Raw genomic sequence first — 24490 nt, 5'->3', positions numbered from 1 at the left:
GGGGCCGCGGGGGCGTTCAGCTAACTGCGGGAATGGCCTATTTGCTCAATGTGTTCGGCTGAGATCGGAAATCAACCCTTACCGAACAAATACAACCGTTCGCGGCTGTTTGAAGTTGTTTTGTTTCTATACATCCCAGCCGGATGCTAACGTGCTCATTGTCAAATGTTCACGTGCTTATTTTGGTTCTAATCATTTTAAGATAGTGTTTATCGGGCTTTTTCACCGCTGAACGCTAACCAGGGAGCCTCCTGAGCGCAAACGCACAATATCGAACAGCGAGACGAGAGGGTGTATGCATATGTCTTTGCTAAACCGCGTACAGCAGCTGCCGAAGGGCTTTGTTTGGGGCGCCGCAACCGCCGCGTACCAAACGGAAGGTTCCACGAAGGTGGCAGGCAAGGGTAAGACCATGTGGGACGATTACCTTGTCGCCCAGGGTCGCTTTTTGCCCGACCCGGCCAGTGATTTCTACAACCGCTACGAGGAGGATATCCGCCTTTCTGCCGAGCATGGACTCAACGCCATTCGTGTATCCATCGCCTGGACCCGCATCTTCCCCAACGGCGACGATGCCGAACCCCTCGCCGAGGGCGTTAAGCACTACCACGAGCTGTTCGCCTGCTGCAAAAAGTATGGCGTCGAGCCCTATGTGTCCCTGCATCACTTTGACTCCCCCGCCGCCCTGTTCAACCAGGGCGACTGGCTCAACCGCAAGACCGTCGACGCCTATGTGCGCTATGCCGAGTTCTGCTTCCGCGAGTTCCGCGAGGTCAAGAATTGGTTCACCATCAACGAGCTCATCAGCCTCTCGCACTCCCAATACATCCAAGGCAACTTCCCGCCCAACCATCACTTTGATGTGACGAGCGGCATCCAGAGCCAGCACAACGAGCTCGTTGCCCACGCCCGCGCCGTCAACCTGTATAAGGATCTTGACGAGACCGAGCACCTGGGCGGACGCATTGGCATGGTCAACGTCCTGACGCCGGCATATCCTGCCACCGACTCGCCCGCCGACCAGCACGCCGCCGACCTGTACAACGCCTTCTACACCGACTTTATCATGGACGGCGCCTTCCTGGGTCACTACTCCGCGCGCACCCTCTCACTCATCAACGAGATTCTGCGTGCCAACAACGCCACACTTACGGTTGAGGACAGCGACATGGAGGAGCTCGCCAAGGCGGCGCCCCGCAACGATATGTTCGGCCTCAACTACTATCAGTCGGCGTTTATCGCCGCCTACGATGGCGAGTCAACCAACAGCTTTAACGGCACCGGAGACAAGGGCACCTCGTGCTTTAAGTTTAAGGGCGTCGGGCAGCAGGTCGATATGCCGGGTATCCCCACCACCGACTGGGATTGGCTCATCTACCCGCAAGGCCTCTACGACACGCTCAAGCACATCAGCGCCACCTATCCCAACCTCCCCGTCATCTATATCACCGAAAACGGCCTGGGCCACAAGGACCCCGAGCCCGACGCAAACGGCATCGTCGCCGATCCCGAGCGCATCGACTTTGTCGACCAGCACATGGAGAAGGTGCTCCAGGCGCGCGCCGAGGGCGTCGACGTCCAGGGCTACTTTATCTGGAGCCTGCAGGACCAGTTCTCGTGGGCCAACGGCTATAACAAGCGCTACGGCCTGTTCTACATCGACTTCGACACGCAAAAACGCTACATCAAGCAGTCGGCACTCTGGTACAAGGAGCTCGCCGACACTATGGCGGACGCGCAGTAGCGCATCGCCTCGCTTTCCCCCGAGAAGGGAGCGGCCCTATGCGATACAAACCCAGCCGCTCCCCTCTCTCCCCCTGGGACCGACCCCGCCTGCACCCGGGCTTTTAGCAAGCGGGAGACCATATAGGTTTTCAACGTCCATGCCATTAAGATTTCATGCAAAGAGGAGCGTGAACTATGGAATCGATCGTTAAGTTCTTGGAGAAAGGTCAGCCGTACTTCGACAAGGTCTCTAAGAACATCTACCTTCAGGCCATTAAAGACGGCTTTTTGGCAGCAATGCCCATCATCCTGTCTTCTTCTGTCTTCCTGCTTATTTCGACCCTGCCGGGCGTTGTCGCCACGGTCGGCGGCTTTACGCTGCCCGACTGGTGGAACGTCGACGTCGTGAACTTCTGCAACAAGGTTTACAACTTCACGATGGGCGTCGTGGGCATCATGGTCGCCGGCACCACCGCAAGCGCGCTGACCGGCTCCAAGAACCGCCGCATGCCTGCCGGCAAGGCCATCAACGCCACGAGCACCATGGTCGCCGCCATGTGCGCTATGCTCATCTTGGCCGTTACCCAGACGAGTGCCAAGATCGACGGCGCCGATGTCTCGGTGTTCTTTACCGACAACATGGGCACCAAGGGCCTGCTGAGCTCCTTTGTCGCCGCATTTGCCACGGTCAACATCTATGCCTTCTGCATTAAGCGAGACATCACCATCAAGCTGCCCAAAGAAGTCCCCGGCGCCATCGCCCAGAACTTCCGCGACATCTTCGCCTTCAGCTTCTCCATCCTGTTTGTCGCCGTCATCGACGTTATCTGCCGCACCTGCTTGGCCGTCCCGTTTGCCAACGTCATCTCCACGCTGGTGAGCCCTCTGTTCGCCGCTGCCGATTCCTACGCCGGCCTCGCCCTCATCTGGTTCATGATCCCGCTGTTCTGGTTCATGGGCATCCACGGCCCCTCGGTCGTTAAGCCTGCCCTCAACGCCGCGCTGTTTGGCAACATCACCACCAACCTCGCCACGCTGCAGGCCGGCGGTCACCCCGCCCTCGCCCTGACCGAGAACTTCGGTAACTACATCGGCGAACTCGGCGGCACCGGCGCCACGTTCATTGTCCCGATCATCTTCCTGCTCTTTATGCGCTCCAAGCAGCTCAAGGCCGTCGGCAAAGCCTCTGTCGTACCCGTGATGTTCGCCGTCAACGAGCCGCTGCTGTTCGCCGCGCCCATCATCCTCAACCCGTACTTCCTGATCCCGTTCCTGTTTGCCCCCGTGGCCAACGTCCTCATTGGTAAGTTCTTCATCGACTTTTTGGGCATGAACGGCTTTATCTATGCCATGCCGTGGGCACTCCCCGGACCGATCGGCACCTTCATCGACACCAACTTCCAGCCGATCTCTCTGGTCCTGGTTGTCGTCCTGCTGGTCGTTGACTTCTTGATCTACTACCCGTTCTGCAAGGCCTACGACAACGTCCTGTGCAAGCAGGAGGCCGAGACCCTGGCCGAAGAAGAGGCCGAGGAGACCAAGGCCGTCAAGACCGCTGCCGCCCCCGCCGTTGAGGCTCCTGTTGTCGAGACCGCTTCTGCCACCGAGGCCTCCGCAGCTCCGTCCGCCCTTAAGGGCAAGGATCTGAGGGTTCTGGTTCTGTGCGCTGGCGCCGGCACCTCTGCACTGCTCGCCAACGCGCTTAAGGAAGGCGCCGACGAGCTGGGCATCGACATTACCGCCAACGCCGGTGCCTACGGCAGCCACTACGCCATCATGGACCAGTACAACGTCATCGTCCTGGCTCCGCAGGTTCGCACCTATTACAACGAGATGAAGGCCGACACCGACCGCCTGGGCATCACGCTGCTGTCGCCCAAGGGCAAACAGTACATCGACCTCACTAAGGATCCCAAGGGTGCCGTCGCCTGGATCGAGGAAAACCTCAAGGCATAAGACGCTGACGCCACCTGCCGCTCGCAGACAAAAAATGGCCCGTGCATCGATGCGTGATGCGCGGGCCATTTTGTTTAGACCGCACCCGTCCTCCTGTTCATCTCAATCTGTAACATCTAGCCGAGTTTTTCGGTCCTAGCTGTTACAGATCGAGATGAACGCACAGACCAAGCCGAAAATCTCAATCTGTAACAACTAGCTGAGTTTTTGGATCCTAGCTGTTACAGATCGAGACAAACAGAACGCCCGAGCAGAAATATCTCAATCTGTAATATTTAGCTGAGTTTTTCGGTCCTAACTGTTACAGATTGAGACGAACGGGCCGAAAAACCCTACGCCCGCAAGTCCTTTACGCTGGAACGCTCGACCAACACGCCCGAGACGAGCGTACGGCTTCTGGAACTCGGAGCTTCCAGACCTGCGACGACCTCGTTGAGCGCACGGACACCCAGCTCGCGGTGGCGAAACTTCACCGACGTCAGAATCGAGTTGGGAATCGTCTTGTAGAGCTCATCATCGAAGCCGATCACGGACACGTCGTCGGGCACACTGAGCCCTCTGTCACGTAGGGCCATCATCACGCCGTTTGCCATGCAGTCGTTAGCAGCGAGGACCGCCGTGCAATCGGGCTTATCGGCAAGCACAAGGCCCGCGGCATAGCCACTATCCGCATTCCAATCGCCTTGCAGAGGCTCGGGCGGCTCAATGCCACGCGCCTCGAGTGCCGCACGCCAACCTTTCATACGGCACTGGCTCGACAGCGACTCTTTCTTACCAGAGACGAAGTACACGTTCTTGTGCCCGCGATTTAAGAAGTACTCGCACGCCATGCGCGCGCCACCCTCTTGATCGTCACTGACGGTAGAGCAGGTAGGATGCTCCATCGGCGTAATAATCACCGTCTTGAGGTCTTTCGGCGCCTCAAAGGTATCAAAGTCATCGACCATCTGGCGCAGGTTGAAAATCATGCCGTCGACGGGAAGCTGCGACATCCTGCGCGCCGCTTCGGCAAGGGTCATCTTCTCCCCCGCGCGCTTCTTAATCATCGTGAGCGCAAAGCCGCGCTCTTCGGCGGCATCGGCGATACCGTCAATCATGTCCACGGCACCGCCCGACAAGTGGAACAGCACCACGCCGATGCACCCGTAACGGCCCAACTTGAGCGAACGCGCGGCAAAGTTGGTTCGAAATCCGAGCGCTTCCATTGCGGAATGAACCTTATCGCGTGTCGACTCTCGCACGCTATCGGGCTCGTTGATCACACGCGAAACCGTCTTGAGAGAAACACCCGCAGCAATCGCCACATCGTTCATTGAGACATTTTTCTTGTCCATCGTTGCCACTACTTCTCCAGTCGGTTTTGCATCGCTTGCTTTTTGCGTTCTAGCATACACTACCTGCCCGACTGACAAATCAACCGTTTACCGGACAATATCGACCGCTCACCCGTATATCCTTGTTGCTCTTCCAAAAATGTCTTACGTTGTCATTAACGAAATGACAACGTTGTCATTTCGCAATGCCTTCCTTAAGCAGGAAGGTTTCCGGGCAGTCCTGACCATCCATCGACGACCAGTTCCATCCACATGCATCGCGCATCAAGTAGCAAAGGAGCTCTATGGACGCCATCGTAAAGATGCTCGAAAAGCATCAACCGTTCTTCGAGAAGATCTCGAGAAACATCTACCTCCAGGCCATCAAAGACGGATTCCTTGGGTGCATGCCCATCGTCCTTACCTCTTCGATCTTTCTGCTGATCGCCACCCTTCCCGGCGTAGTTGGAATCACGTTGCCCCAGCCGCTCATCGACTGGTGCAACAAGCTGTACAACTTCACCATGGGCGTTATGGGCATCATGGTTGCCGGCACCACCGCCAAGAACTTTACGGCTTCCATGAACCGTCGCATGCCCGCCGGCAAAGTGCTCAACGACGGTTCCACCATGGTGGCCGCCCAGTGCAGCATGCTGCTGCTCGCAGTCACGCAGTTCACCACCAAGTTCAACGGCTCCGAACTTTCGGTCTTCGATTGCACCAGCATGGGCACGCGTGGTCTGTTCTCGGCCTATATCGCAGCGTTCATTACCGTGTGGGTTTATAAGTTCTGCGTCTCGCGCGATCTGACCATTAAGCTGCCCAAGGAAGTCCCGGGCGCCATCGCTCAGAACTTCCGCGACATTATCCCCTTCGGTGGCGCCGTCATCATCTGCGGCATCATCGATGTCGTCGTGCGCAACCTCATGGGCGTTCCGTTCTCCGAGCTGCTTATCAAACTGCTCTCCCCGCTCTTTACCGCTGCAGAAACCTATCCTGGCCTTATCCTTATCCAGGCAGCCACCGCGTTCTTCTGGTTCATCGGCGTCCACGGCCCCTCGATCGTCCAGCCGGGCATCGACCCCATCCGTCTTGCCAACCAGGCCGAGAACCTGCAGGTTCTGCTGGCCGGTGGTCACCCCGCCCATTCCCTCACCTTCAACATGTCGCTCGTGGGTGAGTTCGGCGGCACCGGCGCCACGTTCATCGTGCCGCTTCTGCTGATTCTCTTTATGAAGTCCAAGCAGCTCAAAGCCGTCGGTAAGGCCTCAATTGTTCCTGTTGCCTTTGCTGTCAACGAGCCGCTGCTCTTTGGCGCGCCGATGATCCTTAACCCCTACATGCTCATCCCCTTTGTTGCCGCCGGCTGCGTCAACGTAAGCGTTGCCAAGTTCTTTATCGATAACGTGGGCATGAACGGCTTCTCCTTCGTGGTGCCTTGGGCTACCCCTGCCCCTATCGGCATCTTCATCACCACGAACTTCCAGCTTATCGCCCTGGTGTTTGTCGCAATCATCATATTGCTGGACGCCATCATCTACCTGCCGTTCTTGAAGGCATACGATAAGCTGCTCTGCGACCAGGAGGCCGAACGCGCCGCCGAGCTGGGTCTCGAGTCCGATGGTGCTGCCACCATCGCCGCCAGCACCTCTGCACCCGCCATCGAGCAGACCGCCGCTGCCGTCGAGCCGACCGCCGCTGCCGCCGACAGCAAGCCTGTCGCCGATCAGCCCGAGCCCGCCGCCGACGCATCCGCTAAGAAGGATGTCGACGGCCTGAAGGTCCTCGTCCTGTGCGCCGGCGCCGGCACCTCTGCCATGCTCGCCAACGCCATCAAGGAAGGTGCCGCACAGACCGGAGAGAACATCGCTTCCTCCGCAGGCGCCTATGGTCAGCACACTGCCATCATGGATCAGTACGACGTTATCGTGCTTGCCCCGCAGGTCCGTAGCTACTACAACGACATGAAGGCCGACACCGATCGTCTGGGCATTAAGCTGCTCGCTCCCCGCGGTAAGGAATATATCGACCTTACTCGCGACCCCGCTGGCGCCATCAAGTGGCTCCGCGAGAACCTCGACTAGTTTCCTCCCTCTGTTGGTGCCCGGATCCCCAGTTCGGGCACCCTCCCTATTCGAATCCCACAGAAAGGATGACTCATGACCAATCCCATGCAGTTCCCCAACGGCTTTGTGTTTGGCGGCGCCACCGCTGCTTACCAGGTTGAGGGCGAGACCCGCACGCACGGCAAGGGCAAAGTGCCCTGGGACGATTTCCTAGCTGCTCAGGGTCGCTTCTCCCCCGACCCCGCAAGCGATTTCTACAACAAATACCCGGTCGATATCGACCTGTGCCAGCGCTTTGGCATCAACGGCATCCGTGTCTCCATCGCCTGGAGCCGTATCTTCCCCAACGGCACCGGCGAGATCAACCCCGAGGGTGTTGCCTTCTATCACGAGCTTTTCGCCACCTGCAACAAAGCTGGCGTTATCCCCTATGTCACGCTCGATCACTTTGATACGCCCGAGGCCTTTTACCAGAACGGCGGCGAGGGCTTCCTGACGCGCTCGACGATCGACGCCTTTGTCGAGTACGCCAAGTTCTGCTTTGCCGAGTTCACCGAGGTCAAGCACTGGTTTACCTTTAACGAGATTCCCGCGACCGCCGAGGGCAGCTTTATCGTTGGCAACTGGCCGCACGGCGAGAAGTATCGCCTGGACAAGGCCTTCCAGCTCATGCACAACATGATGGTGGCCCACGCCAAGGCTGTCGTCGCCTTCCATGAGGGCGGCTTTGAGGGTGAGATCGGCATTGTTCAGAACCTGGAGCCCAAGTATCCCCTCGATCCCAACAGTGCTGCCGACTGTGAGGCCGCCCGCATGGCCGACGTCATCAACAACCGCTGGGTTCTCGACGCCACCTTCCGCGGCCATTACGCAGCCGATACCATGGAAGCCGCGACCAAGCTGGCGCATATCGCCGGCGGCGAGCTTGACGTCCGCGACGAGGACATCGCCGCGCTGACCGCCGCGCTCCCCTACAACGATTGCCTGGGTGTCAACACCTACAAGTGCCAGTTCCTGCGTGCCGCCGAGGGCGAGAACGACATCAACCACAATGGCACTGGCGACAAGGGTTCCTCGCGCTGGTTCCTCAAGGGCGTTGGTGAGTCATGCGTGCGCGAAGGCGTACCCACCACCGATTGGGACTGGATTATCTATCCCGAGGGCCTGTACGATCTGCTGCTCCGCATTAAGAACGATTACCCCAACTACAAGAAGATTTACATCACCGAGAACGGCATGGGCTATAAGGACGACTTCGAGGACGGCTTTATCGACGACGCCCCTCGCATCGACTACATGCGTCAACATCTCGCGTGGATCCTCAAGGCGATTGACGGCGGCGTGAACGTCGACGGCTACTTTGTGTGGTCGCTGCAGGACCAGTTCTCCTGGACCAACGGCTATAACAAGCGCTATGGCCTGTTCTACATCAACTTTGAGACCCAGAAGCGCTATCCCAAGGCGAGCGCGTACTGGTACAAGAACGTCGCGGAGACCGGCCTGCTCATGGCCTAGTTTCAGCCACATACCCCTGTCGGCCGCATGCGAATCCCCCACGGGCTCGCATGCGGCCTTTTTGTTTTTCGCCGAGCCCGAGCGGGCCGTTTGTCTCGATCTGTAACATCTAGCAGGGATTTTCGGTCCTTACTGTTACAGATTGAGATGAACGGGCCCGCCCGGGCCGAAAGATCTAAATCTGTAACACTAAATCCGGTATTGGCCGCCTACCTGTTACAGATCGAGACGAACGCGCAGGCCAATCCATTCAATCTCAATCTGTAACATCTAGACGACTATTTCACCCCTATCCGTTACAGATTTAGACAAACGGAATCGGCCAGGCAGATAATCTCGATCTGTAACATCTAGATGAGCTTTTCTCCCCTAACTGTTACAGATCGAGACAATCGGATGGTGGAATCCAAACTATCCAATCAGCTATGGAGCACAGCCTCAAGTTTTCGGTATCACGAACGGGCTTTCGGTATCATTTGGTGCTGATATGACACCGAAAGCCCGTTCGGCTATGCGAGAGAATCCGGTGTGCCAGCTCAGCCAAATCACAGGCCCGCAAACTTCGTTTGCCCGCAGAACGTCACTGCGTCCACGTTTGCGTGTCATTTCACGTCACTTTGACACGCAAAATGACACGCAAATTTTTTCGTGTCATATTTTTGACATGCAAAATGACGTGTAAAATTTTACGTGTCATTTCTCACGTCAAATTGAAGCGAAACGGAGCAACACGATGCAAGAATCCAAAGATCTTGAATTCAAGGAATGCGTCACCAATTCGTTCCTTAAAACCGTCTCCGCTTATGCAAATGGCACGGGAGGACGCGTGCTATTTGGAATTAACGACGACGGAGAAGCCGTTGGCCTCGATGACCTCAAGCAGACCTGTCTGGATATCGAAAACAAGATTAACGATTCGATCATCCCCCAGCCCGATTACTCCCTAAAAATCAACGAGTCCGATGCAACCGTAGAGCTTACGGTCTTTCCCGGCAGATCGAAGCCTTACCTATACCGCTCGAAGGCATACAAGCGCAATGACACCGCGACCATACCAGTTGACACCCTAGGGCTTTCGCGTCTTGTACTCGAGGGTCAAAACCTCTCCTTTGAACAGCTCCCGGCAAGCAAGCAAGATCTATCTTTCACCGTTTTAGAGAATCGCCTAAAAGCAAAGCTCTCACTTCAGTCATTCACAACCGATACTCTCAAAACCCTCGGCCTGCTCGATGAGACCGGAACCTACAACAACGCGGCAGAACTGCTCGCGGACGAGAACGATTTCCCAGGTATCGACATGGCGGTGTTTGGCGACACCATCAATCTCATTAAGCAGCGCAAAACTCTCGAACATGCATCGGTTTTAACGGAGATTGACGGCGCTCTTGAACTATTTGAAACTCAGTACTGTTACGAAGAGATCAAGGGAATGGAGCGGGTCCGCAAGGAGCTCATTCCGCTCGAAGCATTCCGCGAGGCCATTACCAATGCAATCGTTCACAGGACTTGGGATGTACCCGCGCACATTCGCATCTCGATGTTCGACGACCGCGTGGAAGTCGCCTCGCCCGGCGGCTTGCCAGCAAGCATGACTGTCGATGAATACCTGTCCGACATGCTATCCGTTAGACGCAATCGTATTCTTGCCGAAGTCTTTTTGCGCCTGGGTCTTATCGAAGCCTTTGGAACGGGCATCATGCGAATTCGCGACACCTATAAGGACAGCGTCAGAAAGCCCCGGTTTCAAGTTTCGGATAACGCCATTGTGGTCACACTTCCCCTGCTCATGGATAACCCGGGGCTCAAAGGCGACGAACTTATCGTATTCGAACTGTTGAGTAGCGCACATCCTCAATCGACAGGTGAGCTTGCAGCCAAAGTTAGCTTCAGCCGCTCGAAGCTCAATCGCATCCTCAAAAAACTCGTTGAGACAGGCCTGGCGACAGTTGAAGGCACCGGCAGGGGACAGAAGTATCGCCTGCTGCGCTAGCTAGCAGATGACCTGCGCGTGCTCCTCGATGGCGGCACGGTCCTCGGCGGAGATGCTCGGCTCGCACACTACGGCGTCCAGGCTGTCCAGGCGGCAGAAGGTGTAGAAGTCGCGCTTGCCGATCTTGCTGGAGTCGGCGATCAGATAGCGCGAGTCTGCTTTGCTAAAAGCGAGCTGCTGGATACGGCCCTCGTCCATGTTGGACGTAGATACGTCACCGTCCAAGATGCCGTTGGCGCCGATAAACGCCGCATCGATGCCCAGCGCACGCAGGGTATCCTCAGCCGTTGGCCCCACAAAAGCGGCGGTGCGGCGACGGTACATACCGCCCACGAGGCACAGGTCGCAATCTTCGCGCGCCTCGAGCAGGTTAAACACCGAAAGCGAATTAGTCACGATGCGCAGGCGAAACGCCGGCAGCATCGAGGCCATCTGCTCAACCGTGGTGCCCGTACCCAAAAAGATGGTCGAGCCCTCCTCGATAAGCTCCACAGCACGGCGCGCGATCTGCAGCTTTTCCTCGGCATGCTTGGTGCGCTTTTCGCTGTGCGAATACTCATGGCGCAGCATAGCGTGGGGGCGACCCTGCGCACTACGGGCTCCACCGTGCACGCGCTCGATCTCGCCCAGGTTCGCAAGTTCCTCAAGGTCGCGACGAATCGTCATGTCCGAGACACCCAACGCATCCGAAATCTCCTTGACCGAGACCGTGCCCTGCTCCTCGAGCAACTGACGAACCTTATCCTGTCGCTCCGCTTTAATCACGATGAGTCCTCGCTGTTCCATGCTTGCGTCAATTCAAACAGTAACGAACAAATTGTATCAGACTCGTGCGCGTCAAAATGAACGCCCGCACAGCTCCAATCATCACTTTTTTGAGAAAAATACCCCCTGCTTTAGTGGGGTGTAGTGATAATCTCGCCTGTTCGCGCTACAGTTTGTCGGAAATACCTCGATGTTAGGAACCAAATGATCACTTCCGAGCTTTTCGGCACCGCGCCGTGCGGTACCCCCGTTCATCGTTACACCCTCAACGGGCCCGAGATCTGCGTTCGCATTATGGACTATGGCGCCACCGTGCTTGGTATCGACGTGCCCGACATTCCCGGCAACGTGCGCGATGTGGTGCTGGGCTTCGATAAGCTCGAGGATTACTTTGACAACCCCGCCTGCTTTGGCGCGACCATCGGCCCCGTGGCAAACCGCACCGCGGGCGCCACGATCACCATCGACGGTACGGACTGGCATATGCCCGCCAACGAGGGCGCCAACAACCTGCACAGCAATCTTGAGCACGGTCTGCATAAACGCGTGTGGGACGTTGAGCTCGACGAGACTCACAACGCCGTGCGCATGACCACCTCGCTTGAGGATGGCGAACTGGGCCTTCCCGGCAAACGCACCTTTACGGCCGTGTTTACCGTTACACGCACCGGCGTCTTTCGCATCGAGTATGGCTGCGAGAGCGACCGCGCCACCTACGTGTCCATGACCAACCACACATACTTTAACCTTGCCGGCCATAACGCCGGCATGGACTGCGAGCACTTCTTTGTTGCCAACGCTGCCCACTACCTGCCCATCAACGAGCAGAATATCCCCACCGGCGAGATCGCTCCGGTCGAGGGAACACCGTTTGACTTTCGCGAGCTGCGCCCCGTCGCTCCCGGCATGGAGGCCGACGACCCGCAGATTAAGCAGGCCCGTGGCTACGATCACTGTCTGTGCATCGATGGCTATCAGTACGGCCGCAATCTCCGCCGCGCGATGCACGTCGAGGAGATGTGGACCGGCCGCGAGCTGGACTACTACACCACCGCACCGGGCGTGCAGCTCTACACCGGCAACTGGCTGGGCGACGAGCACGCCAAGGACGATGCTAACTATGGCTGGGGCGCCGGCTTTGCTCTCGAGGCCGAGATGTACCCCGACACGCCGCACCAGCCGTTGTTCCCGCAGGGCATTGTGGGCCCGGGTCACCCCTACAGCAATGTGATCGAGTACCACTTTATGAGGCACTAAGCCCACAATGCAACATATTGCACAGCAACGCCCGCCGGCACCACCGCCGACGGGCGTTTTGCTATCTAGTCATTGGGGACGTTCTTAAATGACTAGTCGTTGGGGACAGTCTTTAACGTTTGGCAAGAAAGACTGTCCCAATCTGCCGGCACTTGGGGACGCTCCTAAAAGGCCGGCACATAAGGAACGTCCCCAAGTGCCAAGGGTGTCCCGCTTGACTAGTCATTTAAGAACGTCCATTACAGTCGAAATTGTCAGCCCGGGACCGTCTCGGGCTACGATTGAGGCGCGCCCAGAACGGGCCGCCGACCGGGCGCCCGCGCACGGCCGAACGTCCCTGCCCCCGAGAGGGCCAGTTGGGTGCTGCCGGCGCGGGGCGCGCCGCCCCCGACGGCTGATAGGAAAGTGCCGGGCAGGTGCCGCGGCTGGTAATGTGAGTGCCGAGGGGGAGGCCATCCGGTCGAACGACTACCGGAAGGATACCACCGTGAAAGCGCCATCCACCAGACCCGCGGCCGTGCTCGGCCTGGACGTCGGCAAGTCATCGCACTGGGCCTGCCTGATCGACCGCGACGGGGAGGTGCTGGACAGCGCCCCCGTCCGCAACAGGGAGGCCGAGCTCGACGCGCTGTTCGCCTCCGCGCCCGCCGGCACGCTCGTCGTCGTCGACCAGTTCCGCAACATAGGGTCCCTCGCCGTGAGGCGGGCCCGCGCCGCGGGGCTCGGGGTCGCCTACCTGCCCGGCCTCGCCGCCAGCCGCGCCGCGGGCCTGTTCGCCGGCGAGGCCAAGACCGACGAGCGCGACGCCGCGGTGATCGCGCGGACCGCCCTGGGCGTGCCGGACTCCCTGTCGGGGGTCCCGGGCCGCGGCGAGGCCCTCGAGGCCGCCCGCGCCCTCTCGTCGCAGCGCGACCACGTCGTCGCCTGCGCGACCAGGGACAAGAACCGCCTGCGCGCGGTGCTGCTCGAGTCCTGCCCGGCCCTCGAGGCCGCGGTCGACCTGTCGGACCGGCGGTGGCTGGAGCTGCTCGCCGGGTTCGGCGGGGCGTGGGGGATCGCCCGCTCCGGGGCCGGGGGCCCGCGGGCCGAGGCCGCCGGGGAGGCCGCGGCCGCCTCCACCGCGCCCCCGCCGGCGCTCGTCGAGGCCGAGAACAGGCAGGTCAGGTTCCTGGCCGCCCGGATATCGGAGGCCCTCGACGAGGCCGGGGCCCTCGAGGCCGAGACGGCGGCGCTGCTCGAGGGCGACGAGACCTACGCGTGCCTGCTCACCGTGCCCGGCATCGGCCCGAGGACCGCGGCGCAGCTCGCGGTGTCGGTCGACATCGGGAGGTTCCCGGACCACGACCACCTGGCCTCGTACTGCGGCATAGCCCCGAGGGTGAGGAGCTCCGGCACGTCGGTGAGGTCGGTCAGGGCGTCCAGGCGCGGCGACGCGAGGCTCAAGTCCCTGCTGATCTTCTCGTGCAACAGCCTGGTGAGGTCCTCGGGGCGCTACGGCGAGTACTACCGGGCCTGCAGGGCGCGGGGCATGGGGCACGGGCGGGCGCTCAAGGCCGTCGCGAGGAAGCGGCTCAGGGCGATATACGCCGTGATGCGCGACCGGGTGCCCTACCGGGAGTAGCCCCGACGGTTGACAAAACTATAGGAACACCCAATGACTACCCAATGACTAGTTGGATGGGGTCGGGATTGGAGCTGGGGAGGTAACGGATTTCTAGTTCTATGCCGAGCTTTTGCAGCTCTTTGAGGGCGACGATGTCCGCATCGTCTATGGCGACTGCGGGCGTTACAGAGCGTTTGCCCTCCCCTGTCTGCATATGGCCAATGCTGATCTTGGTAATCGGCACACCACCCTTAACTAGCGCGAGCGCATCGACGGGTGAGGCTACCATGATCAGAATCCATTGACGCGGCGTTGCGGTATGAATGATGTCGATAGTCCTTTGCACCGAGAAAAACCTTGTCCAGACGCCTTCTGGCGCCGCCGCCCTCATGGGTGCCCATTGGCGCGAATCCGCCGCGATCTCATCGTTGACGATTAGGACAAGGTTGGAACCAGTCGCCTCGTTCCACAGCTCAACGTCTTGCCCGTAAATGAAACGGTCATCGATACGCGTGAGAAGAATCTTGGGTTGAGCCATGGCTGCCCCATTCTGTTTGAGACCCATACGAGCGGGACATCACGTCTCCAATATTAGTGCATTTAAAGTGAGAAAAGCCGTCGGAACCCTTGCGCGGATGTGCGATGTCCCGTATCATAGACAGCCGTTGACGCCTCAGTTGCGTCACCACATGGCCGCCAGCGTAGCTCAGTTGGTAGAGCACCGCTCTCGTAAAGCGGGGGTCACCGGTTCGAGCCCGGTCGCTGGCTCCATTGCACAAGATAGCCGCCTTCGGACGGCTTTTTTGTTGCCGATTTCGGACGCACATCCGCCAATCCAAGCACAACGTCGCCGGCAACTCCCCTACACAGCAAAAAGCCCCGCCAACCGCAATCCCCAAAGGAACCGCGATCAGCGGGGCCCAAGCGCGCTCCTCCAAGGGATAACGCTCACAACACGAACAGCTCAGCCGAGCAGTTCGCTACTCCTCCCAGTAGGCGTCGGCAAGCAGCTTAAAGCAGATCTTCTTGACCGGCTGTGCGCCATCGCCCGGGAACTCGAGCGTGGGCATATGAGGTTCGCCGGCAACGAACAGTGCAAACTTGTCGTCAGCAAGATCGCCGGCAATCGAAGCGTCGGAATCGACCAGATCGTAGTCGTCCTTCTCGTCAAACTCCTGAACCAGCGTCAGGCTGCCCGTGGCGACCTTAAAGGCCTCACGACCCTCAACGTCGATCTGCAGATCGTGATAGCGCTGATGCGTCTCATAGTGAGCCTCGGCCTCGGGTCGCGTCGTGGGAGCCATGACGTTCGCAAAGACCTTGTCGCCCAGGATCTGATGGCTGCCGACCTCGAGCTGCGCCGGGTCGTTCTCCTCGAGCCAGTCGATCAGCACATCGAGGCTCTTGAGCATTCCGCGGTATTCCTCGATATCGCCCAGTGCACCGTAAATCATCTAAATCCCCTCTCGGATCGTTTCTTTGGCAGCTACTCGGCAAACGCGTTACCGACGCTGTTGCCACCCACATACGTCTCGACCAGGGTAAGGTCGGGATTGAACACGACGTCATCGGCGTCGCGCCCCGGCATAATGCTACCGCACTTGTCATCGGCTCTATCCACAAGCAAGCAACCGATGCCGGGGCCGACGCCCAAGCTCTTACAGCTCGGTCACGGCAACGCCGTTGTAGACCTCGTCCCAACGGTCCATAACCAGATGGCCGGTCATGGGATCCATGGCATTGAGCTTGCCACAGGTGTTGGCGGTACGCAGCACCGTCTCGTCGTCTGCGCCAGCAGCTATCGCATGTGCGAAGCCGGCAATGGTCGAGTCGCCAGAGCCCGTAGCGTTAACGGCGGGGATATCGGGAGTCTTGGCGCGGAACGCACGGCCATTGTGGAAGCCCACGGAACCGGCGGCACCCATGGACACGACGACCCAGGGGATATCGGAGAAGCGGGCGTCAGAGGCAAGTGCGGCGCGGAGCTCGTCCACATCGTCGGTGGTAAAGCTCGTGCCCAGAAGGCCGTTAATCTCGGTCAGATTAGGCTTGACCAGCTCGGGCTTAATTTCGGACTTAAGGGCGGCCTCGAGCGAAGCACCCGAGGTATCGAGCAGCACCTTGGCACCGGCCTTCTCGGCAATGCCCGTGATCTTGGCATAGTAGTCTGCCTCGACACCGCGGGGTAGCGAACCCGAGATGGTAACGACAGCGGCCTTGCTCGCAAGCTCGGTAAACTTGGCGGTAAAGGCATCGAGCTCCTCGGGGGCAATCGTCGGGCCGCTCTCGAGCAGCTCGGTCTGGTTGCCGGCGTGGAGGATGTTGAGGCAAATACGAGTCTCGCCCTTGATGGGTACAAAATCATTCTTAATGCCGTTGGCATCCATGAGCTCAGCCATGTAGGCGCCCATGTGGCCGCCGAGCAGACCGGTTGCCACAACGTCGTCGCCCAGCTGACCCAGCACACGGGCCACGTTGAGGCCCTTGCCGCCGGCGGTCTTTTCGGGCGTCACACGGTTGACGTCGTCGATAATGAGCTCATCGAGCTGATAGCGCGTATCGACAGACGGGTTCATCGTAACGGTGAGGATCATTTTTAGCTCCTTATCTCGCAGGCTCCTTATGCCTCGCGATACGAGTCGACAAAACGGAATTACAGAATCTCAATCGTGAACGAGCGAACGACGGTCTCCTTGGGCTTGGCGACAAGGCAGCCGCGCTTATGCTCAAGCACGTCGTCCTCATCGGAACAGGTCGAAAGGCCGCCCCAGGGTTCAACTGCCACAAAATCGCCCTCGGGCTTACTCCACACAATGAGATACGGAAAGCCCTCAAAGCTCAAGCGAACGCCCTTGTCCTCGCCCTTCTTGGAAAGCGTGACCTGACGACTCTCGAGCACGTCAAAGATGGTCTCCGCAAAATCGAAGAGCTCATGCGACAGGGGCAGCGTCTTTCCCACCATGGGGTTCTTGGAGCGGTTAGCTACATCGATCAATCCGGTCGAGGGTACGGCGGTGCAAAGCTCCGCAGCCTCGTCTTTATCGAAGCGCAACTCGTAGTCCGTATAGGCCTCGCCCTCATCGAGCGGACACCTAAAGCCGGGGTGCCCACCGATAAAGAACGGCATGTCCTCGGTGCCCTCGTTGGTAACCTCATAGGAGACGCGCACGGCGGCGTCTTCGAGCGTATAGCGGGCGACAAGCTTAAACGGATACGGATAATCGCTCAGCAGCGCGGCGTTATCCTCCGAAGCCAGGCACATCGCCAGCTCGTTTTCGCCTTGGCTCAGCAGCTTCCACTCCTGCTTGCGCGCAAAGCCGTGGCGAGCGAGCTTTACATGATGCCCGGCAAACGTCATGGCGCTGTTGTCGCGCAAGCCTCCGCAAATCGGGAAGCAAATCGGTGCCTGGCCGGACCATACGGCGGGATCGCCCTGCCAAAGATACTCGCGACCTCCAGCCTCGATCGAGGTAAACGAACCGCCAGCCGTGGACACCTTAATAGAAATCGAATCGTTGGAGAGAGCGTATTCCATTGCCCATCCTTTCGAACAACTGCTTTTTGCTCACAAGTACCCGTCTCAGCCCTGACCAAAGGACAAGCCTGCACGTTCATCGATGCGTGCGGTATCCCAGCCATGCAACGGGGTACCATACAGACATTGATGCAATTACAGCTGAAAGGCCTTCTTATGCGAACCATCATCCTCTACGCCTCGCGCCACCACGGCAATACGAAAAAGCTCGTGGACGCCATCGTCGAGGCACACCCCGAGATCGATACCCTCGACGTCAAGGCGCTCGGTAAAAACGAGTACCCCGACCTACACGAATATCATCTAATCGGTGTCGCCACGGGCATCTATTACTCCGAGATCGACAAGGACATGGCACGCGTGCTCACGAACGTGCTGCAGCCGCAGGACAAGGTGTTTGGCCTTATGACCTACGGTGGCAAAAACAAGTGGTACGGCAAGGATATCGATGGCATCTGCCGCATGAGGCAGGCCATCTTTATGGGTGTCTACGGCTGCCCCGGCTTTGATACGTGGGGGCCGTTCAAGCTCGCCGGCGGTGTCCAAAAGGGACACCCGACCGCGGAGGAAATTAAGGGCGCCGTCGACTTCTTCGACAAGATCGAAGACGAGTATGGCGACATCATCGTCGAAGAGTACGCCAAGCGCGAGAAGCGCCTAGCATACGAGAAGGAGCATCCTGCGGGAGGCCTGGTGGCCGGCGTTAAGCGCACGGCAAAGAAGATTGCTAACAAGCTGTAACTGTGAAGGTGCTTTTGAGCGTTTAACCCATACGGCGGGTCCGAGCAGATTCGGGCCCGCCGTCTTTTTTATCGTTACTCGGTAAAGGCGTTGCCGACGCTCTGGCCGCCAACATACGTCTCGACGAGGGTGAGCTCATGGTCGAACACGACAAAGTCGGCGTCGCGACCCGGCATGATGCTGCCGCACTTATCCTCGATGTGCGCGGAGCGTGCCGGCACCTCGGTTGCCATGCGAATGGCGATATCGGCGCTGGCGATGCCCCAGTCGACGATGTTCTTGACGCCCTGGGCAAGCGTGAGCACCGAGCCGGCAATGCTCTTGCCGTCGGCGAGCCAGCACAGGTTGTCCTTCATGATGACGTCCATACCACCACTGGTGTAGCTGCCCTCGGGCATGCCGCCGCAGCCCAGGCAGTCGGTGATGAGCACCGTATGCTGCCAGCCCTTTGCCTGCAGCAGTGCCTTGATGGCGGCAGGGTTTACGTGCTTGCCGTCACAGATGATTTCGGCGTAGGCCTCGGGCGTGGACATGGCAGCACCCACAACACCGGGCTCGCGGTGATGCAACCCGCGCTGGCCGTTATAGGTATGCGTAAAGCAGCTGGCACCGGCGTTGATGGCGGCGATGCACTCATCGTAGGTGGCGTCGGAGTGACCGATGCTGGTCACCACACCCTTGGCGTTCAGAGCAGCCGCATAAGCAGCGGCACCGTCGCGCTCGGCCGCCATGGCGCTCTTAACGATGCGACCACCCGCAGCCTCCTGCCACTGATCGAAGACCTCCTCGGAGGGATCGATAAGATAAGCGGGGTTCTGCGCGCCCACGTGCTTCATGGTAAAGAAGGGGCCCTCCAGGTAGATGCCCTGAATGCGAGCACCGCAGAAGTCGGGGCCGCGACCCTCGTCCGCCTGAGCGATGGCGGCGCAGGCGTCCTTGATCTGCTCGACGCCATCGGTGAACGTCGTGGGCAGCCAGCTGGTGGTACCGCGACGGGCGAGCTCAGTCGAGCTGATATCGATGCCCTCGGGATCGTTATCAGTAGTTGAGTGGTTGTAGAAGCCATGGATGTGAGTATCGACCATACCCGGTGCGATCCACGATCCCGTGTAGTCCTTAATCTCGCAAGAGGGCTCGTCGGCCTGCCAGGCGCCAAAGACGCCATCCTCGACCATAAGATAGCCGCCCAGTTGCGGGCCTGCCGGCAAGAAGAACTTGTCAGCCTTAATTGCGTACGTGCTCATATGCACTCCTCGCTTCTAAAGCAGTTGACTGTGGTAATGCTTATACCCAGCTCACGTAAAACAAAAAGCGCCCGCCCGCCGTTATGAGCGGACGGGCGCCCTTACAGGGGGACGCGATTAAGCGGTGAAGGGGTGAATCGTCACGCCCTTAACCACGCGGTTGACCGTGCCAGTGGGGCTCGGCGTGTCGGGCGTGTTGCCCACGCGCACGGAGTTGAGCAGGCTGATAGCCTGGGCAAACATCACGAACGGCAGAGCAAGGTAGCCCTCGGGAAGTGCCTCGTAGCCCTTAAAGGTGAAGGACTCGCCCTCGTAGACGGTGGCACCTTCCTGCTGAACGGCGATGGTGTGCTGAGCGATCTCGTCGCCACCGATCTCGTTGAGGATGTCGATATCGTACTGACGGGTGTAGGCGTCGTTATTGACGAACACGAAGACGAGCGTCTTATCGTCGACGAAGGACTTAGGTCCATGACGATAGCCCATGGAGGTGTCGTAGGAAGTAGCGACCAGACCGTGAGCGAGCTCGAGGATCTTGAGCTGGCTCTCCTGGGCAAGGCCACCGAAGGAGCCAGAACCCAAGTAGGTCACGCGGTTGAAGTCGCCAGCCAGGTAATCGGCGATCTCGGGCTCACGGGAGATGACCTCCTCGCCCATCTTGGCAATCGTCTCGACCCACTCGGCCTTCTGCTCATCAGAGGCAGTGTCGAAAATAAGGGTAGAGAGCAGGGTCATGCAGGAATAAGAACCGGTCATGGCGAAGCCCTTGTCGTTGGCGCGCGGAATGAGCAGCGTCAGCGCGTTGGGATCATCGGCAGACTCGACGGCGAGCTTGCCCTCGGGAGCGCAGGTGATGTTGAGGAACTTGACGTTGTGGACGAGCTCCTTGGCAACGGCAACGGCGGCAAGGCTCTCGGGGCTGTTGCCAGAGCGGGCGAAGGAAACCACGAGCGTGGGATCCTCGGCGCGCAGGAAGTCGCGCGGAGCGCTCACGATGTCGGTCGTGGCGATGGGCTTAAAGTCGTAGAGATCAGTGTTGCCAGCGTGACGCAGATACGGGGCGCAGGTATCGCCAACGTAGTCGGACGTACCGGCACCGGTGAAGACAACGGACAGACGGCCCTCGCCCATAGCGCGAGCCTCGGCCAGGAGGGCCTCGATGGCCTCCTTGTTCTCGCGATAGATGTTGAGCGTATCACGCCAAAGCTCGGGCTGCTGAGCAATCTCGGCCGTGGTGATCTGGGCGCCGAGCTCGGTGAGCTCCTCGACACTCTTCTCGAACATTTTTAATACCTCTCTCTAGAAGTAATCCTCTGACGTGCAATTATACACTTCGGTTGGTTATCTGGTAGTAACCAGTTAAATGCAAAGAATCATCATATGGAAACGATGCGGACACTAATCGCTACGCTGGTGGTAAACCTTGTATTTAAACTGATCGGCACGAGCAACCGAGAGTGTGTACTCCACAACCTCGTTTGACTCGTTATACGTAGTCCTGACCAAATCGAGCACAGGCGAGCCCTCGACAATTCCCAAAAGGTGCGCGTCGGTGGGACGGGCTATGCTCGCATAGAACTCCTCTTCGGCCACGCGTATCTTTTGTTGAAAGTCTTGCTCAATCACATCGTAAAGCGGCTTACGCTCCAGCAGCGGTCGCTTTAGGGACAGAAATTGACGAACTGGTAGATAGCTGCGTTCGACCATCATGGGCATGTTGTCGGCAGAACGAAGGCGCTTAAGCTTAAAAATGCGATCACCGATACGCAATCCCATATGCTCGGCCAGATTCTTATCGGCCTCCATCTCGCAAAACTTGAGAATCGTGGTCTCGGGGTCGCGACCCATCGCGCGCATCTGCTCGGTAAAGCTGTAGGACTGTATAAGATTGGTTGCCTTTGCCGAACGGTCAATCACAAAGGTACCGCGACCGTGCTGCCGAACCACCAGTCCTAAACGCTCCAGTTCCTGCAGAGCCAGGCGTACCGTAGTACGCGAGAGACCATAGCGCTCCGAAAGTTCGCGCTCGGAAGGAATCATGTCACCGGCGCGATATTCATGGTCGATCTTTTCGGTCAGAATATCGACCAGCTGATCGTACAGCGGTTGCTTACGCGCTCCGATCGCCATCCTATCCTCCCTTTTGCTCGAATTCGGCTAACTACCTAGGGTGTTTAGCATTATCTGTCTGCCACACCCGAATCATCAAGAAAACAAAAGCCGCGCGCTCTTTCGAGCACGCGGCTTTTAACATACACATGGCTTAAGGGGTCGGGGTGTGAGCCGCGTAGGGACACACCCCTCAAGCTAGAGCCTTACCAGATGCTCGGCCAGAGACCAAGCGGGCCAGCGCCCAGGATGCCAAGGACGAAGAGCAGGAGAATGCCCTTGGTCGGGGTCCAGCTGTGCTTAGCGAACATGTAGTAAAGCAGAAGCGTAAGCATAAGCGGGACGAGCTTCGGGACGATGGTGTTGAGGGTGTCGGCAACAGAGAAGTTGACCGGATCCTCGGTGACGGTAGCGTAGGTCACGGACTCCATGCCGTTGCCCAGATCGGCGACGCCGCACTTGACCTCGTTGCCGTCGGCATCGGTGGCGGTGAGGGCGTTGCCGTCCTCATCGGTCATGGCGATGGTACCGGCCTCAGCGGTCTCGGTATCGATGCCCTCCATACCGGTGAAGTTCTCGGCCTCCTTCTCGGAGACAATCACGGTAGTAGGGGCAAGGCCACGGGTGGTGCCGTTGGGGATCTGGAGGTTGATCTGGGTGCCACCCATGGTGACGACCAGGCAACCGACGACGAAGACGCCCATGATGGAAGCGGCACGCGTGAAGGCCTGCATGTTGGCGGTCAGAGCGTCAATAGCGCTGGTGCCAAGCTTGTAGGACCAGTTCATGAGCCAGAAACGCAGAGCGAACTGGACGGCGTTGAAGATCACCAGGAAGATGATCGGCGCAGCGGCGTTGCCGTTGATGGCCATGTTGGAGGTGATGCCGGCCGTGATAGGCACGAGCGTCAGCCAGAACAGGGCGTCACCGATACCACCGAGCGGGCCCATTGCGGCGACGCGGACGGCGCGGATCGTGGGGATGTCAACCTTGTTCTGCTCGAGCGAAAGCACGATGCCCATAACAAAGGTGACGAGGAACGGGTGGGTGTTGAAGAACTCCAGGTTGTGGCTCATGGAAGCCGCGAGGTCGTTCTTGTTGGTGTGGATCTTCTCCAGACCGGGGATGATGGAGTAAAGCCAGCCAGCGGCCTGCATGCGCTCGTAGTTGAACGATGCCTGCAGGAAGCAGGAGCGCCAAGCCATCTTGTTGAGGGTCTTCTGGTCGAGCTGCGGAGCAGGAGTGAGATCCTCGTAGTGCTCCGGGATCACATACTCATTAGATGCCATCTTCGAAGTCACCTCCGTCAGAAACAGCTGCACCCTTCAGCTCGGTCTGCTGCTGGAAGTCCCAGAAAGCGATGCCGAAGCCGATGAGAGCGAGGATGAGCAGAGCAGGGGTTGCCAGCGAATCGTTGGCAACGGTGATGAGCGCGAGGCCAAAGCCCATGAGGAAGAAGCCCCACATATCGCGGCTCATCATAACCTTGAGCAGGACGGCGAAGCCGACGAAGCGCATCATGCCGCCTGCAGCGGACAGACCGGTCTGCAGCCAAGTCGGGATGGCAGAAGCGATGGTCTGACCGATGGTAGCGCCAGCGATGAAGAACAGGGTGACGACGACAGCGAAGATCAGGCCGAGCAGAGCCATGGCGAAGTAGTTCAGGCGCTCGATGCCCTTGGTGTCCGCGTTGTGAGCCATGTTATCGGCCGTGGACATAAGCGGGGACATAAGCGTGAAGACCAGGGTAACGCCAAGCTGGCCAAGCAGAGCGAACGGAATGGCGAGGCCGACTGCCGCGTTGGGCTCGAGGCCCGTGGCGATAGCGAGAATGGCTGCCATGATGCCGCCGATGACGGCGTTAGGCGGCTGAGCGCCTCCAATCGGCATGTTGCCGATCGTCATGAGCTGATAGGTACCACCCACGAGAAGACCGGTGTTGAGGTCGCCAAGGATAAGACCGATGACGGCGCCGGTGACGATGGGCTGATAGAGAGACTCGAGGAAGTCAAACTGGTCGATTGCCGCGATGAACGTAACAACGAAGACCAGAGCGATCTGGATGATCGAGTATTCCATCTTGCTCCTCCTTTCAAAATGTATGTACGCACTTTGGATATCACGTACAGAACGTCAGGGTTTCACTCCTGACAACGTGGATCACGAGGATTACGAGAAGAGCTTGCTCGTGTCCTCAACAGGCGTGCTCGGAACGCGCCTGATCTCCAACTCCACCCCCAATTCCTGCAGCTCTTTAAACGCAGCGACATCCTCGTCGTTAACTGCGACGGAGGTGGCGACTTGGCGCTTTCCTTCCGACATGTGCATGTTGCCGATGTTTACCTTCTTTATAGGCACACCGCCCTTGACGAGCGTAAGCACGTCTTCCGGTGTTTCGGCCACGATGAAGATCTTCTGGCGCGGGCTCGCCTTGCCAATGACGTCGATGGTCTTCTGCAGGGAGAAGAAACGCGTAGCGACGCCGGCGGGAGCGGCCATCTTCATGAGGTTCTGGCGCATGGTGTTGGACGCCACGTCGTCGTTGGCGACGAGGATGAGGTTGGAGCCCAGGGTGGAGTTCCACTGGGTTGCAACCTGACCATGAACCAGTCGGTTATCGATGCGGGTAAGAAGAATGTTGGGTTCTGCCATGTTGATCAGCTTCCTTTCG

General features: G+C 58.7%; 21 protein-coding genes and 1 tRNA gene. 9 read left to right on the top strand and 13 right to left on the bottom strand.

Going from position 1 to position 24490, the window contains the following annotated elements:
• The first annotated feature begins 301 nt into the window (after positions 1-301).
• Both lacG (I1969_RS03365) and I1969_RS03360 read left to right on the top strand, forming a co-directional pair.
• The gene (gene lacG / locus I1969_RS03365; protein ID WP_022094683.1) at positions 302-1744 is read left to right on the top strand and encodes a 6-phospho-beta-galactosidase; all 1443 of its coding nucleotides are present in this window, start codon (positions 302-304) and stop codon (positions 1742-1744) included.
• A gap of 176 nt (positions 1745-1920) precedes the next feature.
• The gene (locus tag I1969_RS03360) at positions 1921-3681 is read left to right on the top strand and encodes a PTS lactose transporter subunit IIBC (RefSeq protein ID WP_006234821.1); all 1761 of its coding nucleotides are present in this window, start codon (positions 1921-1923) and stop codon (positions 3679-3681) included.
• Between the two features lie 332 nt (positions 3682-4013).
• Here the strand turns inward: I1969_RS03360 and I1969_RS03355 are convergent, their stop codons facing one another.
• Positions 4014-5015: a LacI family DNA-binding transcriptional regulator gene (locus tag I1969_RS03355; protein WP_195232841.1), complete on the bottom strand. Its 1002-nt coding sequence runs from the start codon at positions 5013-5015 to the stop codon at positions 4014-4016.
• 284 nt (positions 5016-5299) lie between these two features.
• On the opposite strand from I1969_RS03355, the gene I1969_RS03350 reads away from it, so the two are divergent.
• From I1969_RS03350 to I1969_RS03340, 3 genes are all read left to right on the top strand, one after another.
• Positions 5300-7078, top strand: a complete 1779-nt coding sequence (locus I1969_RS03350; protein ID WP_195232839.1) for a PTS lactose transporter subunit IIBC — start codon at positions 5300-5302, stop codon at positions 7076-7078.
• Positions 7079-7153: 75 nt separating this feature from the next.
• The gene (gene lacG / locus I1969_RS03345) at positions 7154-8575 is read left to right on the top strand and encodes a 6-phospho-beta-galactosidase (protein WP_229028223.1); all 1422 of its coding nucleotides are present in this window, start codon (positions 7154-7156) and stop codon (positions 8573-8575) included.
• A 733-nt stretch (positions 8576-9308) separates the two neighbouring features.
• Positions 9309-10565 (top strand): ATP-binding protein, encoded by a 1257-nt coding sequence (locus I1969_RS03340; protein ID WP_195232837.1) that lies wholly within the window; start codon positions 9309-9311, stop codon positions 10563-10565.
• On the opposite strand, the gene I1969_RS03335 is transcribed toward I1969_RS03340, so the two are convergent.
• Entirely contained in the window at positions 10566-11330 is a 765-nt protein-coding gene (locus I1969_RS03335; RefSeq protein ID WP_271747987.1) for a DeoR/GlpR family DNA-binding transcription regulator, read from the bottom strand.
• A gap of 204 nt (positions 11331-11534) precedes the next feature.
• Here I1969_RS03335 and I1969_RS03330 point away from each other — a divergent pair, with 204 nt between their 5' ends.
• Together I1969_RS03330 and I1969_RS03325 are read left to right on the top strand one after the other, a co-directional pair.
• The gene (locus I1969_RS03330) at positions 11535-12587 is read left to right on the top strand and encodes an aldose epimerase family protein (protein WP_195232833.1); all 1053 of its coding nucleotides are present in this window, start codon (positions 11535-11537) and stop codon (positions 12585-12587) included.
• Positions 12588-13074: 487 nt separating this feature from the next.
• Positions 13075-14208 (top strand): IS110 family RNA-guided transposase, encoded by a 1134-nt coding sequence (locus I1969_RS03325; RefSeq protein ID WP_195232831.1) that lies wholly within the window; start codon positions 13075-13077, stop codon positions 14206-14208.
• A gap of 37 nt (positions 14209-14245) precedes the next feature.
• On the opposite strand, the gene I1969_RS03320 is transcribed toward I1969_RS03325, so the two are convergent.
• Positions 14246-14728 (bottom strand): PTS system mannose/fructose/N-acetylgalactosamine-transporter subunit IIB, encoded by a 483-nt coding sequence (locus I1969_RS03320; protein ID WP_195232829.1) that lies wholly within the window; start codon positions 14726-14728, stop codon positions 14246-14248.
• Positions 14729-14885: 157 nt separating this feature from the next.
• Here I1969_RS03320 and I1969_RS03315 point away from each other — a divergent pair.
• Positions 14886-14961: transfer RNA gene (locus I1969_RS03315), tRNA-Thr, on the top strand.
• A gap of 209 nt (positions 14962-15170) precedes the next feature.
• Here I1969_RS03315 and I1969_RS03310 read toward each other — a convergent pair.
• Genes I1969_RS03310 through I1969_RS03300 form a run of 4 tightly spaced genes read right to left on the bottom strand, consistent with a single transcriptional unit; the run spans position 15171 to position 17725 of the window.
• Positions 15171-15644, bottom strand: a complete 474-nt coding sequence (locus I1969_RS03310) for a YhcH/YjgK/YiaL family protein (RefSeq protein ID WP_195232827.1) — start codon at positions 15642-15644, stop codon at positions 15171-15173.
• 32 nt (positions 15645-15676) lie between these two features.
• On the bottom strand, positions 15677-15811 hold the full coding sequence (locus tag I1969_RS11150) for a hypothetical protein (RefSeq protein ID WP_267471213.1): 135 nt from the start codon (positions 15809-15811) through the stop codon (positions 15677-15679).
• 37 nt (positions 15812-15848) lie between these two features.
• On the bottom strand, positions 15849-16784 hold the full coding sequence (locus I1969_RS03305; RefSeq protein WP_195232825.1) for a hexose kinase: 936 nt from the start codon (positions 16782-16784) through the stop codon (positions 15849-15851).
• Between the two features lie 59 nt (positions 16785-16843).
• Complete coding sequence (locus I1969_RS03300; protein ID WP_195232823.1) at positions 16844-17725, bottom strand: aldose 1-epimerase family protein; 882 nt, start codon at positions 17723-17725, stop codon at positions 16844-16846.
• A gap of 156 nt (positions 17726-17881) precedes the next feature.
• Here I1969_RS03300 and I1969_RS03295 point away from each other — a divergent pair, with 156 nt between their 5' ends.
• On the top strand, positions 17882-18466 hold the full coding sequence (locus tag I1969_RS03295) for a flavodoxin domain-containing protein (RefSeq protein ID WP_055310431.1): 585 nt from the start codon (positions 17882-17884) through the stop codon (positions 18464-18466).
• Positions 18467-18540: 74 nt separating this feature from the next.
• Here I1969_RS03295 and nagA read toward each other — a convergent pair whose 3' ends face one another.
• The 6 genes from nagA to agaV all read right to left on the bottom strand — a co-directional run bounded on the left by nagA (position 18541) and on the right by agaV (position 24471).
• Positions 18541-19710 carry an N-acetylglucosamine-6-phosphate deacetylase gene (gene nagA / locus I1969_RS03290; RefSeq protein WP_195232819.1) on the bottom strand — a complete coding sequence of 390 codons (1170 nt, stop codon included), beginning with the start codon at positions 19708-19710 and terminating at the stop codon, positions 18541-18543.
• 117 nt (positions 19711-19827) lie between these two features.
• The gene (agaS, locus tag I1969_RS03285; RefSeq protein ID WP_195232811.1) at positions 19828-20994 is read right to left on the bottom strand and encodes an SIS domain-containing protein; all 1167 of its coding nucleotides are present in this window, start codon (positions 20992-20994) and stop codon (positions 19828-19830) included.
• Between the two features lie 114 nt (positions 20995-21108).
• The gene (locus tag I1969_RS03280; protein WP_195232809.1) at positions 21109-21840 is read right to left on the bottom strand and encodes a GntR family transcriptional regulator; all 732 of its coding nucleotides are present in this window, start codon (positions 21838-21840) and stop codon (positions 21109-21111) included.
• Between the two features lie 185 nt (positions 21841-22025).
• Positions 22026-23108 carry a PTS system mannose/fructose/sorbose family transporter subunit IID gene (locus I1969_RS03275; RefSeq protein ID WP_195232807.1) on the bottom strand — a complete coding sequence of 361 codons (1083 nt, stop codon included), beginning with the start codon at positions 23106-23108 and terminating at the stop codon, positions 22026-22028.
• On the bottom strand, positions 23098-23898 hold the full coding sequence (locus I1969_RS03270) for a PTS mannose/fructose/sorbose/N-acetylgalactosamine transporter subunit IIC (RefSeq protein WP_195232805.1): 801 nt from the start codon (positions 23896-23898) through the stop codon (positions 23098-23100). The genes I1969_RS03275 and I1969_RS03270 overlap by 11 nt, the downstream gene beginning before the upstream one ends.
• A gap of 90 nt (positions 23899-23988) precedes the next feature.
• Complete coding sequence (gene agaV / locus I1969_RS03265; RefSeq protein WP_022094611.1) at positions 23989-24471, bottom strand: PTS N-acetylgalactosamine transporter subunit IIB; 483 nt, start codon at positions 24469-24471, stop codon at positions 23989-23991.
• Positions 24472-24490: the final 19 nt, after the last annotated feature.

The sequence above is a fragment of the Collinsella aerofaciens genome (genome assembly GCF_015548375.1).
GTDB classification, from domain to species: domain Bacteria; phylum Actinomycetota; class Coriobacteriia; order Coriobacteriales; family Coriobacteriaceae; genus Collinsella; species Collinsella aerofaciens_AB.
The sequence above is the reverse complement of the archived record's forward strand: the minus strand, read 5'-3'. Positions and strand labels throughout refer to the sequence as shown.

Bases quoted from the DNA above. Each gene is read 5' to 3' on its own strand.
- lacG (WP_022094683.1), top strand. From the start codon at position 302: ATGTCTTTGCTAAACCGCGTACAGCAGCTGCCGAAGGGCTTTGTTTGG.
- I1969_RS03360 (WP_006234821.1), top strand. From the start codon at position 1,921: ATGGAATCGATCGTTAAGTTCTTGGAGAAAGGTCAGCCGTACTTCGAC.
- I1969_RS03355 (WP_195232841.1), bottom strand. From the start codon at position 5,015: ATGGACAAGAAAAATGTCTCAATGAACGATGTGGCGATTGCTGCGGGT.
- I1969_RS03350 (WP_195232839.1), top strand. From the start codon at position 5,300: ATGGACGCCATCGTAAAGATGCTCGAAAAGCATCAACCGTTCTTCGAG.
- lacG (WP_229028223.1), top strand. From the start codon at position 7,154: ATGACCAATCCCATGCAGTTCCCCAACGGCTTTGTGTTTGGCGGCGCC.
- I1969_RS03340 (WP_195232837.1), top strand. From the start codon at position 9,309: ATGCAAGAATCCAAAGATCTTGAATTCAAGGAATGCGTCACCAATTCG.
- I1969_RS03330 (WP_195232833.1), top strand. From the start codon at position 11,535: ATGATCACTTCCGAGCTTTTCGGCACCGCGCCGTGCGGTACCCCCGTT.
- I1969_RS03320 (WP_195232829.1), bottom strand. From the start codon at position 14,728: ATGGCTCAACCCAAGATTCTTCTCACGCGTATCGATGACCGTTTCATT.
- I1969_RS03310 (WP_195232827.1), bottom strand. From the start codon at position 15,644: ATGATTTACGGTGCACTGGGCGATATCGAGGAATACCGCGGAATGCTC.
- I1969_RS03305 (WP_195232825.1), bottom strand. From the start codon at position 16,784: ATGATCCTCACCGTTACGATGAACCCGTCTGTCGATACGCGCTATCAG.
- I1969_RS03300 (WP_195232823.1), bottom strand. From the start codon at position 17,725: ATGGAATACGCTCTCTCCAACGATTCGATTTCTATTAAGGTGTCCACG.
- I1969_RS03295 (WP_055310431.1), top strand. From the start codon at position 17,882: ATGCGAACCATCATCCTCTACGCCTCGCGCCACCACGGCAATACGAAA.
- nagA (WP_195232819.1), bottom strand. From the start codon at position 19,710: ATGAGCACGTACGCAATTAAGGCTGACAAGTTCTTCTTGCCGGCAGGC.
- agaS (WP_195232811.1), bottom strand. From the start codon at position 20,994: ATGTTCGAGAAGAGTGTCGAGGAGCTCACCGAGCTCGGCGCCCAGATC.
- I1969_RS03280 (WP_195232809.1), bottom strand. From the start codon at position 21,840: ATGGCGATCGGAGCGCGTAAGCAACCGCTGTACGATCAGCTGGTCGAT.
- I1969_RS03275 (WP_195232807.1), bottom strand. From the start codon at position 23,108: ATGGCATCTAATGAGTATGTGATCCCGGAGCACTACGAGGATCTCACT.
- I1969_RS03270 (WP_195232805.1), bottom strand. From the start codon at position 23,898: ATGGAATACTCGATCATCCAGATCGCTCTGGTCTTCGTTGTTACGTTC.
- agaV (WP_022094611.1), bottom strand. From the start codon at position 24,471: ATGGCAGAACCCAACATTCTTCTTACCCGCATCGATAACCGACTGGTT.